This is a genomic window from Arthrobacter sp. A5 (assembly GCF_051131705.1).
In the GTDB taxonomy this organism is placed as follows: domain Bacteria; phylum Actinomycetota; class Actinomycetes; order Actinomycetales; family Micrococcaceae; genus Arthrobacter_M.
The window spans coordinates 638,521-653,479 of record NZ_CP180316.1 but is presented as its reverse complement, the minus strand read 5'-3'; the positions used below and the strand labels follow the sequence as shown (position 1 = coordinate 653,479).

The 14,959-nt window shown below is 64.7% G+C and carries 14 protein-coding genes and 2 riboswitches; of the genes, 3 read left to right on the top strand and 11 right to left on the bottom strand.

Annotation, left to right across the window (positions count from 1 at the left end; translation table 11 throughout):
• The first annotated feature begins 276 nt into the window (after nucleotides 1-276).
• The 3 genes from ACLLJI_RS03120 (at nucleotide 277) to ACLLJI_RS03110 (ending at nucleotide 2,661) form a co-directional block, all read left to right on the top strand.
• Entirely contained in the window at nucleotides 277-1,095 is an 819-nt protein-coding gene (locus ACLLJI_RS03120) for an amino acid ABC transporter substrate-binding protein (protein WP_434617813.1), read from the top strand.
• A gap of 95 nt (nucleotides 1,096-1,190) precedes the next feature.
• Nucleotides 1,191-1,856, top strand: coding sequence for an amino acid ABC transporter permease (locus ACLLJI_RS03115; protein ID WP_283558475.1), 666 nt, complete (start codon nucleotides 1,191-1,193; stop codon nucleotides 1,854-1,856).
• Nucleotides 1,843-2,661: an amino acid ABC transporter ATP-binding protein gene (locus ACLLJI_RS03110; protein WP_434617809.1), complete on the top strand. Its 819-nt coding sequence runs from the start codon at nucleotides 1,843-1,845 to the stop codon at nucleotides 2,659-2,661. Before ACLLJI_RS03115 ends, ACLLJI_RS03110 begins: the two co-directional genes overlap by 14 nt.
• Nucleotides 2,662-2,764: 103 nt before the next feature.
• On the opposite strand, the gene ACLLJI_RS03105 is transcribed toward ACLLJI_RS03110, so the two are convergent.
• The 11 genes from ACLLJI_RS03105 to ACLLJI_RS03055 all read right to left on the bottom strand — a co-directional run bounded on the left by ACLLJI_RS03105 (nucleotide 2,765) and on the right by ACLLJI_RS03055 (nucleotide 14,812).
• Nucleotides 2,765-5,788, bottom strand: a complete 3,024-nt coding sequence (locus tag ACLLJI_RS03105; protein WP_434617806.1) for an alpha-mannosidase — start codon at nucleotides 5,786-5,788, stop codon at nucleotides 2,765-2,767.
• 86 nt (nucleotides 5,789-5,874) lie between these two features.
• Nucleotides 5,875-6,801 (bottom strand): formate dehydrogenase accessory sulfurtransferase FdhD, encoded by a 927-nt coding sequence (fdhD, locus tag ACLLJI_RS03100; protein WP_283558472.1) that lies wholly within the window; start codon nucleotides 6,799-6,801, stop codon nucleotides 5,875-5,877.
• Nucleotides 6,802-6,976: 175 nt separating this feature from the next.
• Nucleotides 6,977-8,329, bottom strand: coding sequence for a molybdopterin molybdotransferase MoeA (locus tag ACLLJI_RS03095; RefSeq protein WP_434617802.1), 1,353 nt, complete (start codon nucleotides 8,327-8,329; stop codon nucleotides 6,977-6,979).
• Nucleotides 8,329-8,607: a DUF6457 domain-containing protein gene (locus ACLLJI_RS03090; RefSeq protein WP_283558471.1), complete on the bottom strand. Its 279-nt coding sequence runs from the start codon at nucleotides 8,605-8,607 to the stop codon at nucleotides 8,329-8,331. The genes ACLLJI_RS03095 and ACLLJI_RS03090 overlap by 1 nt, the downstream gene beginning before the upstream one ends.
• A gap of 86 nt (nucleotides 8,608-8,693) precedes the next feature.
• Nucleotides 8,694-9,509, bottom strand: a complete 816-nt coding sequence (gene mobA / locus ACLLJI_RS03085) for a molybdenum cofactor guanylyltransferase (protein WP_434617798.1) — start codon at nucleotides 9,507-9,509, stop codon at nucleotides 8,694-8,696.
• Nucleotides 9,502-9,912, bottom strand: a complete 411-nt coding sequence (locus tag ACLLJI_RS03080) for a VOC family protein (protein ID WP_283558469.1) — start codon at nucleotides 9,910-9,912, stop codon at nucleotides 9,502-9,504. The genes mobA and ACLLJI_RS03080 overlap by 8 nt, the downstream gene beginning before the upstream one ends.
• A gap of 30 nt (nucleotides 9,913-9,942) precedes the next feature.
• Entirely contained in the window at nucleotides 9,943-10,443 is a 501-nt protein-coding gene (locus ACLLJI_RS03075; RefSeq protein ID WP_283558468.1) for an HNH endonuclease, read from the bottom strand.
• 326 nt (nucleotides 10,444-10,769) lie between these two features.
• The gene (locus tag ACLLJI_RS03070; protein WP_434617793.1) at nucleotides 10,770-11,657 is read right to left on the bottom strand and encodes an NlpC/P60 family protein; all 888 of its coding nucleotides are present in this window, start codon (nucleotides 11,655-11,657) and stop codon (nucleotides 10,770-10,772) included.
• Between the two features lie 105 nt (nucleotides 11,658-11,762).
• Nucleotides 11,763-12,560: a C40 family peptidase gene (locus ACLLJI_RS03065; RefSeq protein ID WP_434617790.1), complete on the bottom strand. Its 798-nt coding sequence runs from the start codon at nucleotides 12,558-12,560 to the stop codon at nucleotides 11,763-11,765.
• A gap of 4 nt (nucleotides 12,561-12,564) precedes the next feature.
• Nucleotides 12,565-12,749, bottom strand: a riboswitch (cyclic di-AMP (ydaO/yuaA leader).
• 136 nt (nucleotides 12,750-12,885) lie between these two features.
• Entirely contained in the window at nucleotides 12,886-13,509 is a 624-nt protein-coding gene (locus ACLLJI_RS03060) for a M23 family metallopeptidase (RefSeq protein WP_434617787.1), read from the bottom strand.
• Nucleotides 13,510-13,692: 183 nt separating this feature from the next.
• Nucleotides 13,693-13,937, bottom strand: a riboswitch (cyclic di-AMP (ydaO/yuaA leader).
• 179 nt (nucleotides 13,938-14,116) lie between these two features.
• Nucleotides 14,117-14,812 carry a metal-dependent transcriptional regulator gene (locus ACLLJI_RS03055; protein ID WP_283558463.1) on the bottom strand — a complete coding sequence of 232 codons (696 nt, stop codon included), beginning with the start codon at nucleotides 14,810-14,812 and terminating at the stop codon, nucleotides 14,117-14,119.
• Between the last annotated feature and the right edge of the window lie 147 nt (nucleotides 14,813-14,959).

Genomic DNA, 14,959 nt, shown 5'->3' with positions numbered 1-14,959 from the left:
GCCCTGCTTCGCGGCGTACCCGCGGATCAAGCCTAGGGCCTCTAGAGCGCTGACGGGTAACGATTCATTCCCGCCCGCGCCAGGAGACCCTCGCGTTATTGGGCTTCCCGACTGCGGCCCGCAATCCCGGTCTGCCCGTCGTCGCCGTCAGTTTCTTGCCAACGAGGCGTCATCTGAGGAAATAAGACCTCCCCCTAAACGCGTTGACGCTGCTAAGGTCGCAACCTGTGTCCGCGGGCAGATTCCCGCCCAGCCCGATGAAAGAAGGACATCCTCATGAACCGTCGCCGCTTTGCCCTGATCGGATTGGCCGCTATTGCCTTGGCTTTGGGGGGTTGCTCGACAGGGTCGGGACCCAACTCCGCGTCCGGCACTCCGGGCGGCGCCGACACGTCCCTGAGCGATGTGCAGTCCAAGGGTGCACTCATCATTGCCACCGAGGGCACCTACAAACCCTTCACCTTTCATGCGGACGGTTCCGGCAAGCTGACGGGCTACGACGTCGAAATCGCCCAGGCGGTTGCGGATAAACTGGGAGTGAAGGCAACCTTCCAGGAAACGCAGTTCGACGGAATTTTCGCCGGACTGGATGCCAACCGGTTCGACATGATCGCGAACCAGATTTCCATCAATCCGGAGCGGAGCGCAAAGTACGATTTCTCCACGCCCTACACCGTCTCGCCCGGAGTCATCGTCACCAAGTCGGACGATAGCTCCATTACCAGCTTCGACAGCCTGAAAGGCAAGACCACCGCGCAGTCACTGACCAGCAACTATTACACCCTGGCCCAGCAGAGCGGTGCCAATGTCCAGGCAGTTGAAGGCTGGGCCCAAGCCATCGCCCTGCTGCGCCAGGGCCGCGTTGACGCCGTCGTGAATGACAAGCTGACGTATTTGGATTACGCCAAGACCAACCCGAACGCGGGTTTGAAGATTGCCGCCGAAACCTCTGACAAGTCCAAGAACGCCTTCGCGTTCCGCAAGGGCTCCACGGAGCTGGTGAAGGCCACGGACAAGGCGCTGTCCGATCTGCAGGCCGACGGCACGCTCGGCAGGATTTCAGATAAGTACTTTGGCGCCGACGTTTCCAAATAACCGGACAAAATTTTCAGACCACGGGTCAGAGTGACCGGACCGTAGGTCCGGTGCAATGGACCACCGACGAATCCTGGGCAACGTTAGGCTAATGCATGAGTGTCAATTGGGATTTGGTGTGGAGCTCGCTGGGCCCGCTCATCGGCGGCGCGATCAAAGGCACCATCCCGCTCACGCTTGCCTCCTTTGTGCTGGGTCTGATCCTTGCCCTGATCGTGGCACTCATGCGGCTGAGCAGGAACGTGGTGCTTGCCGCTGTCGCCCGCTTTTATGTTTCGGTGATCCGCGGCACACCTTTGCTGGTGCAGCTCTTCGTGATCTTCTACGGCCTGCCGACCATCGGCGTCAAACTGGATCCGTGGCCGAGTGCGATTATCGCTTTTTCGCTCAATGTGGGCGGTTATGCAGCGGAAGTGATCCGGGCCGCGATCCTGTCCGTACCCAAGGGCCAGTGGGAGGCCGGACACACCATCGGCATGTCCCGCGGCCAGGCCCTGGTGCGGATTATTTTGCCGCAGGCCGCCCGCGTCTCCGTCCCGCCGTTGTCCAACACCTTCATTTCGCTGGTGAAGGACACCTCGCTGGCGTCCCTGATCCTGGTCACGGAGCTGTTCCGGCAGGCCCAGCAGGTGGCCGCCTTCAGCCAGGAATTCATGGCCTTGTATCTGGAAGCGGCCGCCGTGTACTGGGTGATCTGCCTGGTGCTCTCCAGCGGTCAGTCGCTGCTCGAAAAGAGATTGGAACGCTATGTCGCCCACTGAAAATGCGCCGGTGCTGCAGGTCAGGGGCCTGACCAAGGCGTTTGGCGCCAATGCGGTCCTTCGGGGCATCGATCTGGACGTGCCCAAGGGCAAAGTGGTGGCGCTGATAGGACCCTCGGGGTCGGGCAAGACCACCGTGCTCCGTTGCCTCAACGGGCTGGAAATGCCCGACGGCGGCACGGTGGCGCTGAGCGGGAACGGAAGCGGGCAACTGCGGCTGGATTTTGGCGCCAAGGTTTCCCGCAAAGACAAGGTTTCCCGCAAAGACAGAGTTTCCCGCAAAGACATTGCCGCGCTGCGCGACCGCAGCGCCATGGTGTTCCAGCATTACAACCTCTTTCCGCATATGACCGTCCTGCAGAACGTGACCGAGGGGCCGATCAAAGTTCAAAAGCGGCCCCGGGCTCAGGCCGTCGAGGAGGCTGAGCGGCTGCTGGCCCGCGTGGGGCTTCTGGAGAAGAAGGACACCTACCCCTTTGAGCTCTCCGGCGGCCAGCAGCAGCGGGTCGGAATAGTGCGTGCCCTGGCCCTCAAGCCGCAGCTGCTGCTCTTTGACGAGCCAACGTCCGCCTTGGACCCCGAACTTGTCGGGGACGTCCTGGGCGTCATCAAGGAACTGGCCGAGGAGGGCTGGACCATGGTGATCGTCACCCACGAGCTGGGTTTCGCCCGGCAGATGGCCGACGAGGTGATCTTTATGGACGGCGGGGTCGTGGTAGAACGCGGCCCCGCCTCCGAGGTTCTGCGGGAACCCAAACAGGAGCGAACCCAGCAGTTCGTGCAGCGTCTGCTGCACGAATTCTAGCCATCCCAACTGAGTCGCACTTATGGCACCCAAAACGGGTTTTGAGTGCAATAAGTGCGACTCAGTTGGGACGGGTGCGGAGAGTTGGGGGCGGAGGATTGGGTCAGCGGCGGAAGCGGAGGGTGACCAGCTGGAACGGGCGCAGCGTCAGCTCGGCACCGCCCGGGCCCGGCACGACGCCCGCCGGAGCCGCCACCGCTTCCTCGAGCAGGTCCGTCACCTCCACGCTCCCGACCGGGAAGTGAGCGGTGACCAGCCCGGTGCTGCGTTGCCCGAGGGACTCGTAAAGCCGGACGACGACGTCCCCGGACCCGTCCTCGGCCAACTTCACCGCCTCGATCACCAGGGCCGGGTTGAACACCGTGAATAGCGGCTGCACCGGCGCGGCCCCACGGACGTGCAACGCTTCCAAATTTGTCCGGTAGCCCTCCTCCACCGCGTCCGCAATAGCGGCACCGGGCCGGACTGTGACCCAGAACCCGTGCGGTCCCTGATCGGTAAAGGGATCCGGGCTCCTGGGGGCGCGCAGCAGCGAAAGCCGCACCGTCGTCGTCGTGCCCTGGTCGGAAGAGCGGACCGCGCGGGTCACGTCATGGCCGTAGCTGTTGCTGTTGCTCACCGCCACCCCGTAGCCCGGCTCCGCCACATGGATCCAGCGGTGCGCGCAGATCTCGAACTTCGCCGCTTCCCACGACGTGTTGGTGTGAGTGGGCCGGTAAACGTGGCCGAACTGCGTCTCCGCCGCGGAACGGTCGGCGCGTACGTCGAAGGGAAACCCGAGCTTGAGCAGCTTCTCACTTTCCTGCCAGTCCACCAGCGTCTGGATCGAGAGCGACGGCGAGCCGGCGGCCAGCCGGATGCGCTGGGTCACGGGGGAACTGCCCACGAGCCTTTCGATCACGACGACGGGCTCCCGCCCCATCCGCTCCAGCGTCACCGACCTCGCCGCGGCGCAGCTGGTGACGTTGTGCCGGTAGAACTCGTCGATGTCCCAGGCGTCCCAGGCATTGGGCGTATCCCGATGCAGCTCCAGGTGGTTGCCGAAGCTTCCGGGCGCAATCGCCTCCCGGCCGGTGGCATAATCCAGCAGCGACGTCAGCAGGCCATTGGCGTCTATGGCCGCGCGGATGATGCCATTAGCCAGCACATAGCCGCCGTCCGCTTCGGTGATCCGCACCGGTTCATCCGGCAGTACCATTGGTCCAATGCCCAGGGCCGGGACGCCGGCGCGCTCATGCGGGGCGGCGTTGACCAGAAGCGGTTCGTCGCCGGCTCCGGCCAGGGCCTGCACCGTTTCCCGGATCAGCGGGTACAGTTCACCGGCGATCGCGTCGTAATTGCGCTCCGCATCCCGGTGCACCCAGGCGATGGAGCTGCCGGGCAGGATGTCGTGAAACTGCTGCAACAGCACCAGCTGCCAGAGGCGCTTGAGCTGTCCGGCCGGGTACTCCATTCCAAGTCGGACGGCGGCAGTCGCCGCCCACAGCTCCGCCTCGCGGAGCAGGTGTTCGCTGCGGCGGTTACCCAGCTTGGTGTTGGCCTGGCTGGTGTACGTTCCGCGGTGCAGTTCCAGGTACATTTCCCCCAGCCAGACCGGCGGATCCGGATACTCCGCTGCGGCCTGCGCGAAGAACTGGGCCGGCGATCCGATGGATACCGTGGGGGATCCTTCCAAGTCGGCGGCGCGGTAGGCAGCGGCGATCATTTCCCGGGTCGGCCCACCGCCGCCGTCGCCGTAGCCGAAGGGCACCAAGGAGAGCGTGCCACGGCCATGTTCCCGGTAGTTGCGCTGGGCGTGGGCCAATTCGGCCGCGCTGAGCTCCGAGCTGTAGGTGTCAACCGGCGGGAAGTGCGTGAAGATCCGGCTGCCGTCGATCCCCTCCCAGAGAAACGTATGGTGCGGCATCCTGTTGACCTGATTCCACGAAATCTTCTGCGTGAGGAACCATTCCATGCCGGCGGCCCGGGCAATCTGCGGCAATGCGCCGGAGTAGCCAAAGGAATCCGGCAGCCAGGTTTCCCTGCACTCGACGCCGAATTCACGCCGAAAAAAACTCTTCCCCTCCACGAATTGCCGGGCCATCGCCTCGCCACCGGGCATGTTGGTATCGGCTTCGACCCACATACCTCCGACCGGCACAAATTGTCCGGTGGCGACCTTGGCCTTGATCCGCACGAACAAATCCGGATAAAACTCCTTCATCCAGGCCAGCTGCTGCGCCGAGGAACAGGAGAAGACAAAGTCCGGGTGGTCGTTCATGAGGGCCAGTACATTGGCGAAGGTGCGGGCGCATTTGCGGATGGTCTCCCGCACCGGCCACAACCAGGCCGAATCGATGTGCGCATGCCCGGTGGCGACGACGTTATGCGCGGATGCGTATGCGGGGCGGCTGAGCACCTCGGCCAGCGCGGCCCGGCCGGCCACTGCGGTGCCGGACACGTCGGTCGGATCCATCACGTCCATCATCGTTTCCAACGCCCGGAGAATCTCGGACCGGCGGGGCAGATCCACCGGCAAAACGTGCATCAGCCCGTTCAGCGAGCCGACGTCCTGGCACAGTTCCCAGACCTGCAGGTCCCGCTCGGCCAGCACAATCGGGCCCAGCCGGTACTGCGGCAGCGCGCCCGCTGTGGCCTTGTCACCCAGCGGCGTAGGAGCAAAGACGAAGCCCCGGGCCACATCCGGGTTGGCAGCGGCCTCCACCAGAAACTCGATACCATCCCCGGAGCCAAGCAGATCCACCGAGACGTGCTGATTACGCGGCGAGATGGCCTTGGCGATGGTCCCGTCCAGGCGCCAGGCAATTCCTTCGCATTGGAAGCCCGGAATTTCGATGGTGAAACCCAGATCGACGACGGCTTCCAGGGTCCGGCCTTCCGCGCCCCAGCCCGCTGGCACGGTTCCACTGATGCGGAGCCATTTGGTGGACCATGGAGCACCCCACGGCTCCCCGCCGACGACGGGAACATAGTCCTGATCCACCGCTTCGGCAAAGGACACGGGCTCATCGGGTACATTCCAGCCGGTGACAGTCAGCGGCAGGGCACGGGCGTAAACCGCCGGTAGCAGGCGATCGGCGACAAAGCGGTTCAGCCGGGCCTCGGTCAGCAGACGGTCATCATGCACTGGGCACTCCTCATAGATGTGAAGACTCGGACCGTTCGCCGTGCTGTCCACCCTAGTAAGGGAGCCACCGATGGACAACGCAGCAATCAGGAAACGAGGACCCGCTCCGGATGGGCGTACACATTCAGGCTGCCGCCGCGGCTGAAGCCGACAAGAGTCAGTCCCGAGCTTTCGGCCAGTTCAACGGCCAACGACGACGGCGCGCTCACCGCCGCGAGGACAGGGACGCCGGCGAGGGCAGCTTTCTGTACAAGCTCGAAGGACGCCCTCCCGGATACCTGGAGCACCGTCGAGCGCAACGGCAGCCGGCCCTCCCGCAGCGCCCAGCCCACCACTTTGTCCACGGCATTGTGCCGCCCCACATCTTCGCGCAGGCACAGCAGTTCGCCGGTGCTGTCGAACAGGCCGGCGGCATGCACGCCCCCGGTCCGCTCGAACAGCTTCTGCTGCCGCCGCAGCCTGTCCGGGAGCGACGCCAGCACCTCCATGGTCAGCAGAGGAAATCCCTGCACCGCCGCAGCCGACGCAAAGTGGGAGGACTTCCGGACGGCCTCGATGGAGGCGGTCCCGCAGATTCCGCAGGAGCTGGTGGTGTAGACATGGCGCTGCAGTCCGGTATCCGGCAGCGCGACATCGGGACGAAGCTGCGCCTGCACCACGTTGAAGGTCTGCCGGCCGTTTTCATCTTCGCCTGCGCAAAAGCGCAGCGACACCAGTTGCCCGGGCTCCCAGATGACACCCTCGGAGACCAGGAAGCCGGCAACCAGGTCAAAGTCATCACCGGGCGTCCGCATGGTCACGCTGAAAGGATCGTCCCCCAGTCGGATTTCCAGCGGCTCTTCGACGGCCAACGTGTCCTCGATCTGGTGCACCGTCGCCGCCGGCGCAGCAACACCATCGCGGCCCGCAGCAGCACTGTGGCTGGCGGAAACACTGTCGCCCGCGGCAACACTGTGGCTGGCGGCAGTCAGCCTGACCTTGGCCATCCTGACCCGTTGTGTAAGCCGTCCCATGCGTCCTCCTGCGGTGCTCAAAGTTTTTGTATTGTGTCGGATTTGTGGCCGTGGCTGCTTTGTGAACTGAGGCTGCTTTATGCTCAGTCAGGCCTACGCTCGGAGTCGGGCTTCAGCCAATCAGCCCGACAACAGGCAACCGTGCCGGTCCTGAACGGCGCCGGGGCCCTTGGCTTCACCAGGGCAGCGGAATCGTACTCAGGGCTTCACCCATTTTGGCCCCGTGCGGCGGCACAAGCATCACTCCGTCCGCGGCGGCCAGGCCGCGCAGCATGCCGGAATCGGCAAATTTTGCCGGCGATGCGAGTCCGTAAACCAGCCGATAGGGCAACAACCGGGTGCGGCCCGGGCTCTCAGGAATCGGGATACCGCAGAAGACTTCCCCGGTTCCCGGGCGGTCGCAGCTGCCCAGTCCCGCGAGCAGCGGCGCGGCGACGGTCAACAGTCCCATCATGGCCGCCAGCGGATTTCCGGGCAGGCCCACCAACAGGCGTCCGTCCGGGAACTCTGCGAGTAAAGTCGGATGTCCAGGGCGCATGGCGATGCCATCAACGATCATCGTCCCACCCAGGTGCGCGATGGCCGCCCGCAGGAAATCAGCGCTGGACCGGCCGGTCGCACCGGTTGTGATCACAACATCGGCCGGGTTGTCCGCGGGGTCTTCGAGTGCGTCTAGCATGGCTGCCAGACTGTCGGCAGCGCGCTGCTGGGCCACCACCGACGCGCCCAACATGCGGACCACCGCCGCCAGCTGGGGCGAAAAGGTATCCCGGACCTGTCCAGGCTCCGGCAAGCCGGCGGGAATCACCTCATCGCCGGTAAAAACGAGTTTCACCGCGGGCCGGCCGAGCACGTGGACCTCATCGAGTCCGGCCAATGCTGCAAGCGCGATATGAGCCGGGTTGAGGGTCTGGCCGGCCAGCACGAGCCTGTCGCCGACGGCAGCTTCCTCGGCCTGCCTACGGATGTGCTGGCCGCCCTTGGGCTCTCCCGGCCTGGCCCTTTCGCTGAGCACCAGCACCGGCAGCCCGTCGTCGTCTGTGCTCAGTTGGCCTGATTCGCTGCGCAACACGGCTTTGGCGCCGACAGGGATGAGGCCACCCGTGACCACCGGGCTGGCCTGACCCGGGGCCAGCCGTCGGCCGGGCTCGGCCAGGATCCACGGCGGACTGCCGGTGACGGCCCAACCGTCCATGGCCGACGACGCATAGTGCGGCATGTCCTGCAGCGCGAGGATGTCCCGGGCCAGGATCCGTCCGATTCCCTGCTGGAGCGGGACCGGGTGCGCGGGCAACGGTGCGGCGCAGTCGTAGGCCCGCGCCCTTGCCTCCTCCCAGCTGTGCGGCAAACGCATCGCGGGTGCCGGCTCGGTGGCCGGGCCGACGGCAGACTCAACGCCCGCGCGACCGTCTGGGGCACCGTCGGTGGGATCTTGTGCGACGGGTCCGTCACCGAAGTTCCCGGCTGCTGCCGCAGCACCCGACGGTTCCGCCGCCATGAGGGCCGGCGCCGGGTTGGCGCGGCCCACTAATCCTCCCCGCCGGCTTCGGCAACCGCTAAATTCCCGGCCAGTTCCAGCGCCGCCCGCATGGCTGCAGCTTCGGCTGCCTGACCTGAACCGGCAGCCAGCCCGGCTGCGAGTCCGGCGATAAACGTCGTCAGTGGAGCGGCCGGGCGCACCACAGCGTGCGCGGCCTCGCCGGCAACCTTGAGGACGGCATTGGTATCAATCGTCAGGTCGGCAATCTCAAAGGCCTGCAGCAGCGTGTGGACCCAATCCTCCAGCACTTCTTCCTGGCTCTTCATGACTGTTCCTCCGTGCATATCGGTCTGGATCGCTGGCTGCGACAGGCTTTGGTTACGATTCTGGCTCATGCGTGTTAAAGCCGGCGTCACTCATCGTCGGCGGCATCGGGTGGGCTGAGCCCCGGAATGCCGTCAATTCCCAGAGCCGCCGCATCACCCCAACTGTCAACGTCCGCAGTGCTGCCGGCAGGAACGTCCACACGAACCAAGTCCAGACTAGCAATCAGGCGGAACACCGAGGCATTCTTTAGCGAGCCGGACGCTCGTGCCAGTTCAACGGCACGAAGGAGCGGCGCCATCCGGTAAACCGCGGCCAACGGCTGATCACGTCCTTGATCTGAAGCCAGCCAGCCCTCCACACCCTGTGGTAGGTGCTCCGCTGCTGCGGTTTCGAGCCGGCGAAGCAACGAGGAGACGACTGTGGAGACGTGGGGCATGTCGCAGGCGAGCACCAAAACGCATTCGCCACCGGCACCCGTATCGGGTGCGGCGCCGGCAGTGGCAGTGCCCGTGGCAGTGCCCGTGAGCAGGGCCAAGCCGGCTGCCATTGCAGCAGCGGGCCCCGAATATGGCGGGTCCTCACGGACCAGCAACACCTCCGGCGCCGGTATGGTCGATGGAACGGAGGCCTCCGGCGAGGATTCGCCGCCGGCTCCCGACGGTCCCAGCAGACTCAGCAGCTGCTGCACCGGACCGACCACGACGATGGAAGGTCGACGGACCTGGCTGCGTTCGCCGGCGTGCAGTGCTCCTCGTGCGGCATCGACAGTACCGGAAAGCAGGCTCACTCCGCCGATCAGCAGCGCCGCTTTCGCGATTCCGCCCAGACGCGATGACCGCCCGCCGGCGAGGATTATCGCCCCGACAATGGCGAACCGGGCTGAACCGGCCAACTCAGGCAAAGCCCAGACGTTCCTCACTACCGCCGTCGTCCGCGCTTTCGGCGGCAGCCGGCTGCATCTCGTGCAGGCCGATCAGGACACCAGCGGGGTCCACAACGTAACAGGCGCCACCAGCCGCACCTTTGTTGAAGCGCGGATACACAATGGCGCCCCCGTTGCTGACAACAGCGGCCATTGCGGCCTCCAGATCGGGAACGGCGATGACAGGCGTGGCGTGCGGATCGCCGTCTTGGGAAGCCATCAGTCCGGTGTCAACGCCGGACGCGCTACCGTGCTCCGTCATCAGATACTCCGGCGTGCCGAAGGGCTGCGGGTCCCAGCCAAAGGTGGCCTGCATAAAGGTACGTGTCGCAGCCATATCGGGACTGTGAATCTCCACAAACGTGACCGGCTGCATCATCATGGCGTCCTAACCTCGGCGTATGGGTACAGCTTACGCCGCCGACTCCTGCCGAAGGAACGGTACCCACTCCGGCACCGGCTTATCCAGCTCCTTGATCTGCCAAAAACCGCTGCGCGGAGGCTGCGGGGTGGTATGCAGTTTCCACCCCATCTGCGCGGGTGTGTGGTCCCCCTTGAGTCCGTTGCAGCGCAGGCAGCACGCCACCAGGTTCTCCCAGCTGTCGATCCCGCCCCTGGACCGGGGTTCGACGTGGTCCACTGTGCTCGCGGTCTTGCCGCAATAGGCGCACCGGTGATCATCGCGGCGCAGCACGCCGCGCCGGGTAACGGGGGCCGGACGGTTATACGGAAGCCGCACATATCGCGTCAGCAGGATCACGGACGGCCTACCCAGAATCCCGCTCGGGCCCACCACGGGGTCGTCGGTTTCGGCGATGACGCTCGCCTTCCCGGTGAGGACAAGGACCAGCGCCCGGCGGAAAGTCACAACTGCCAGGGGCTCATATCCAGCATTCAGAATGAGAGTGCGCATGCACAAGCTTCTTCCGGCAAGTTCCGGGACCGTTGCCGGAGAGCCGGCTGCCCTCCGCGTGCCCGAACCGTGGATCGTCAGGATAAGACTAAACACTCGATGCCCGATTCGCCCAATCCGGTGATGGACTGCCTCAGTCACCAACCAGGCATTGCCGCAGTCACCAACCGGGCGCTGCCACCGTCGTCCGTCCCGGCGCTGGCGGCGCTTAACTCTCGTTCCTGCGTCCTCGCCTAACCCGACGCTGCACGCGTTTAAGCAGCAAAAGGTCCCCGCAATCCGCGGGGACCTTGTGAAAGCTGCTTCAGCCGTTGACGCAGATTATGCTAGTGGCCGATCGCAATGAAGACCGGGCCGGAACCCAGGTACGCGGTGAACAGCTCAGTGTTACCACCGTTGAATCCGCCGTGGATTGCCTGGCCATTGCCGACATAGACGGCGATGTGGGGCACACCGGCGCCTGCGTTGTCGTAGTAGATCAGATCGCCAGGCTGGGCTTCAGCGGCGGAGACCGTACGTCCCAGGGACATGTAGCCGGCCGGCCAGCCGTGGTAGAAGATGCCCGCGGCGGCAAGGGCGTTGCTGGCGAGTGCGGTGCAGTCCTGGTGGACTCCGAGCTGCGAGTAGGCGGCTGCGGCGATAGTGGCGCCGACTCCGCTGGCGGCAGCAGGGGCTGCGGCCGCAGCAGGGGCTGCGGCCGGAGCAGGGGCTGCGGCGGGAGCAGGGGCTGCGGCGGGAGCAGGGGCTGCGGCCGGAGCAGCCACTACAGGGGCAGCCGCTGCAGGGGCAGCCGCTGCAGGGGCAGCCGCTGCAGGGGCAGCGTTGTTCGTGTTCGCGACGGCTTCCTGGACGACCGGTGCGATCTGGTCGGCCTGCGCCTCAACGGGAGCTACCGGCGCAGGCGGCGGGGCCGGGATCGACGTCACAGTCGGCTTGACGAACGACACCGCGGCAGTCGCGTCGGCGGTAATGGCCTGCAGCGCTGCCGCTTTGACGTTAAGGGTCGAGGATGCGTCGGACACCCGCGTCATCGAGGGCTCAGCGGCGTTGGCGGCGATACCGCTAGTCAGGACCAGACCGGATGCGGCTGCAATGACTGCGGCCTGGCGGCCTACGCCGCCCGCATTCGAAGTTACGGCTTTTGCAATAACTGAAATCGATTTGGTCTTTGACACCACGGCGCGGTGCCGTGCAATAGGTGCACGAGAGGTCATGTGGTACTCACTTTCAATGTCTTCAAGCTGAAGGGGCAGCTTCCGGGCAAGGGCCTCGGCGGATTTTTTTCGCGGGCCATCGGCCCGTTTGGAATGTGCTGGCGGTTACGGAAGGGTGTAGAAGACGGAGGTTCCGGTAGCGGTGGCCGGCAGCAGTACTGTGCCGACGCTCGGGTTCAGCGCACTGATGACCATGCCGTTACCCACGTAGATGCCGACGTGGACTCCGCCGTTCTGTACAACCAGATCGCCGGGCTGCGGGTTGGATGTCTGAACCATTCCGCTCCACTGGTTGGTCCGCGGAACGGAAATTCCTGCTTGGGCGTATGCCCACTGCACAAATCCTGAACAGTCCCAGCCCGAGGTGCTGGTGCCGCCCCAGACATAGGGATGTCCGATTCCTGCATAGGCGGCCGCTGCGACGCCCGCATGCCCACTGCCCACGACAGGAGCGGCAACGGCCTCGGTCTTTGCGACGGCTTCGGCTGCGGTGTTCTGAGCAGCAGTCACCTGGTCGGCTGCTTCGGCGAGCGGTGCAACTGCAGCGATCGGTGCTGCTGCGGCGATCGGTGCTGCTGCGGCGATCGGTGCTGCTGCGGCGACTACAGGAGCCGGCGTGGAGCTGACGGCGGGACGGTCGAAGGACACCGCGGCGGTGGCCGGTGCCGTGATCGACAGCGGAGCAACCTGAACGGCTGCGGACGCATCGGTGGTGACGCGACCGGTTTCTGACGCCTGCGCCGGAAGTCCGATGCTTAGGATCAGGCCCGAAGCCGCGGCGATGACCGCTGCCTGCCGGCCCACGGTCCCCGCATTGGAGGATACGGCCTTCGAAATGGCCGAAAGCGGGTTTTTACTGACCGTGGCCACTCTATGGCGACCAAGGGTATTGACTGATGACACGGCTGAAGCCTCTCCCAATGCCTGCGAGGTAAGCTGTCGGATTCGGATGGGAGTCACCCGGCCGCTCCACATTCTGCGGAATTTCTTCCGATGAACGCTTCGCGGCTTCACCCCAAGGACTTCTGACGAAGTCCGTTATTGGTTCCCCCGCCCCTGCCAGACGATTGTTGCGAACGGACCGTGAGCGGTGGCAGAGCTAGGCAATCCACTCATGGGCGCCAACTTCTGTACAACTTGGCGCGAGTAAGACGCTACAACAGATTCAACGCAATGTCACATTCTGGTCACGGTGAGCTGTGGATGGCGCTGTGAAAAAGTGCTGGCGTCAGAGCCAGCCGAGGGGGTCAACAAGGGTGCCGTTGACCACTACCTCGAAGTGCAGATGGCAGCCCGTCGAGGAGCCAGTGGTGCCGCTGAGAGAGATCCGTGCCCCGCGCTCCAGCGTCTGGCCGACGGTCACGCCGATCTGTGAGAGGTGGTTGTACGTGGTCGACAGGCCGTTGCCGTGATCGATCACAATACGGTTTCCGCCGCCGTAGGGATGCCACCCAGCGAAGGTCACGGTGCCGCCGGCCGCACCATGAACGGCACTGCCGCAAGCCACACCGTAGTCTTGGCCGGTATGGACCTCCCCCATCTCTCCGGTCAACGGGTTGATGCGGCTACCGAAGCCCGAGGTCTGCTGTAGGGTATCCAGCGGCGCACTCAGGACACCTTTGGCTGCGGCAGCAGTGACCTCGGCGGCGGACACGGCGAGAGTCTGATGCAGCTTGCCGTCCGCGTCGGGCCGGCTGCTCACCTGGGGACGATCAAATGCCATCGGCACGCCCGGATCCGCCGTAATGACGGCATCTTCGGCCGCTGCACGCCCGGCTGCACCGACGGACAGAGTCGCCGCCGTCGTCGGCATGGTCACGGCCAGTGCCAGGCCGGTCGCCGCCAATGCCATGCCCGCTGTCTGGCTAATCCCGGCGGAAACGGCCCCACGGAACAGCCCCCGCACCGAGGGGTGCCGGCGATTGCTCCGCCGTTCGCGGTGGATGGTGTTGCGTCGGCAGATTGGGGCAGCGGGTGACGCGGGAGCCACAGGAAACCCGCGTCTGCGGCCATGCCGGTGAATCGTGGACAAGGTTGAGCCTCTCTCGTACGCCTGCGGAGTCAGCTGTCGGATTCGAGTCTGGGGAATGATCTGCAGCTCGGCCCGGAGGGCACGGCACGGCCCCGTCGTATCCGAATGGAATGGCCGCCTCAGCCGTCTCATGCCCGGACGGACTTCACCCCAAGGCAGCGTGTCTTCAGCTGCCGTTGAGTGGGTCCCCCGCCCTTGCCATGCGGTTTTTCCTATGTTCCGCTGGCAAGGTTCGGCGACGGAAAGGTAACGCTTTGGTATCAGCGCCAGGTAGCTACTATACGGTAGAAACTTTTCCCCGTAACGGATTCGTTATAATTCCTATGGACAACTCATCCGTCGTCCCACCTTCACTAGGTTTGGTGGTGGCTGCTAGGTGCTACAGTACAGGCGACAAACGCGCGACCGGGTTCCGCGCAGAGCGTAATCAGCTCACGGAGACAAACACATGGGCAGCAACCTCGGGCGGAAGCTCCAATGCGCCGTCGATATCGGGCACCCGCACGGAGATGTAGTCGCCCACCAGGGCCAGCGAAATCCGCGCGCCCGGGCGCAATCCGCCCTCGTCGAGCTGGGTCAGCAATTCCGGATCCACTTGAATCCGCTCGGACAGCCGGCAGATCTCCACCCTTGACGATGCGGTGTACAGCGGCATGGCGTCCAACAGATTGATGACCCCGTCGGTGAAAGCCTTCGACGAGCGTCCGCCCAAAGCCTCAAGGCCCGGAATGGGGTTACCGTAGGGCGACTCCTCCGGATGGCCCAGCAGCTCGTAGATCCGTTTCTCCACCCGCTCGCTCATGACGTGTTCCCAGCGGCAGGCCTCGTCGTGGACGTAAGCCCAATCCAATCCGATCACGTCGGAGAGCAGCCGCTCCGCCAAGCGGTGCTTGCGCATCACCAGGGTTGCCTTATGCCGGCCCGTCTCGGTCAGCTCCAGATGCCGGTCCCCGGAAACGACCACCAGGCCGTCGCGCTCCATCCGGCCGATGGTCTGCGAGACAGTAGGCCCCGAGTGGTGCAGGCGCTCGGCAATCCGAGCCCGCAGCGCCACGATGTTTTCCTCTTGCAGCTCCAGGATGGTTCTCAAATACATTTCTGTCGTGTCGATCAAGTCGGACAAGTCAACACCTTCCTGGCGCTTCGATAGGAAACCTGCGCGCACGATTTTCATGATGCGGGCCAGCAACGGAACCTGCGACTTTTTCGTGCCGGCCCTTGCACTCTCTGCTCTAGGTTAGCTTGCTTGTCAGATGGCGGAAAATTATTC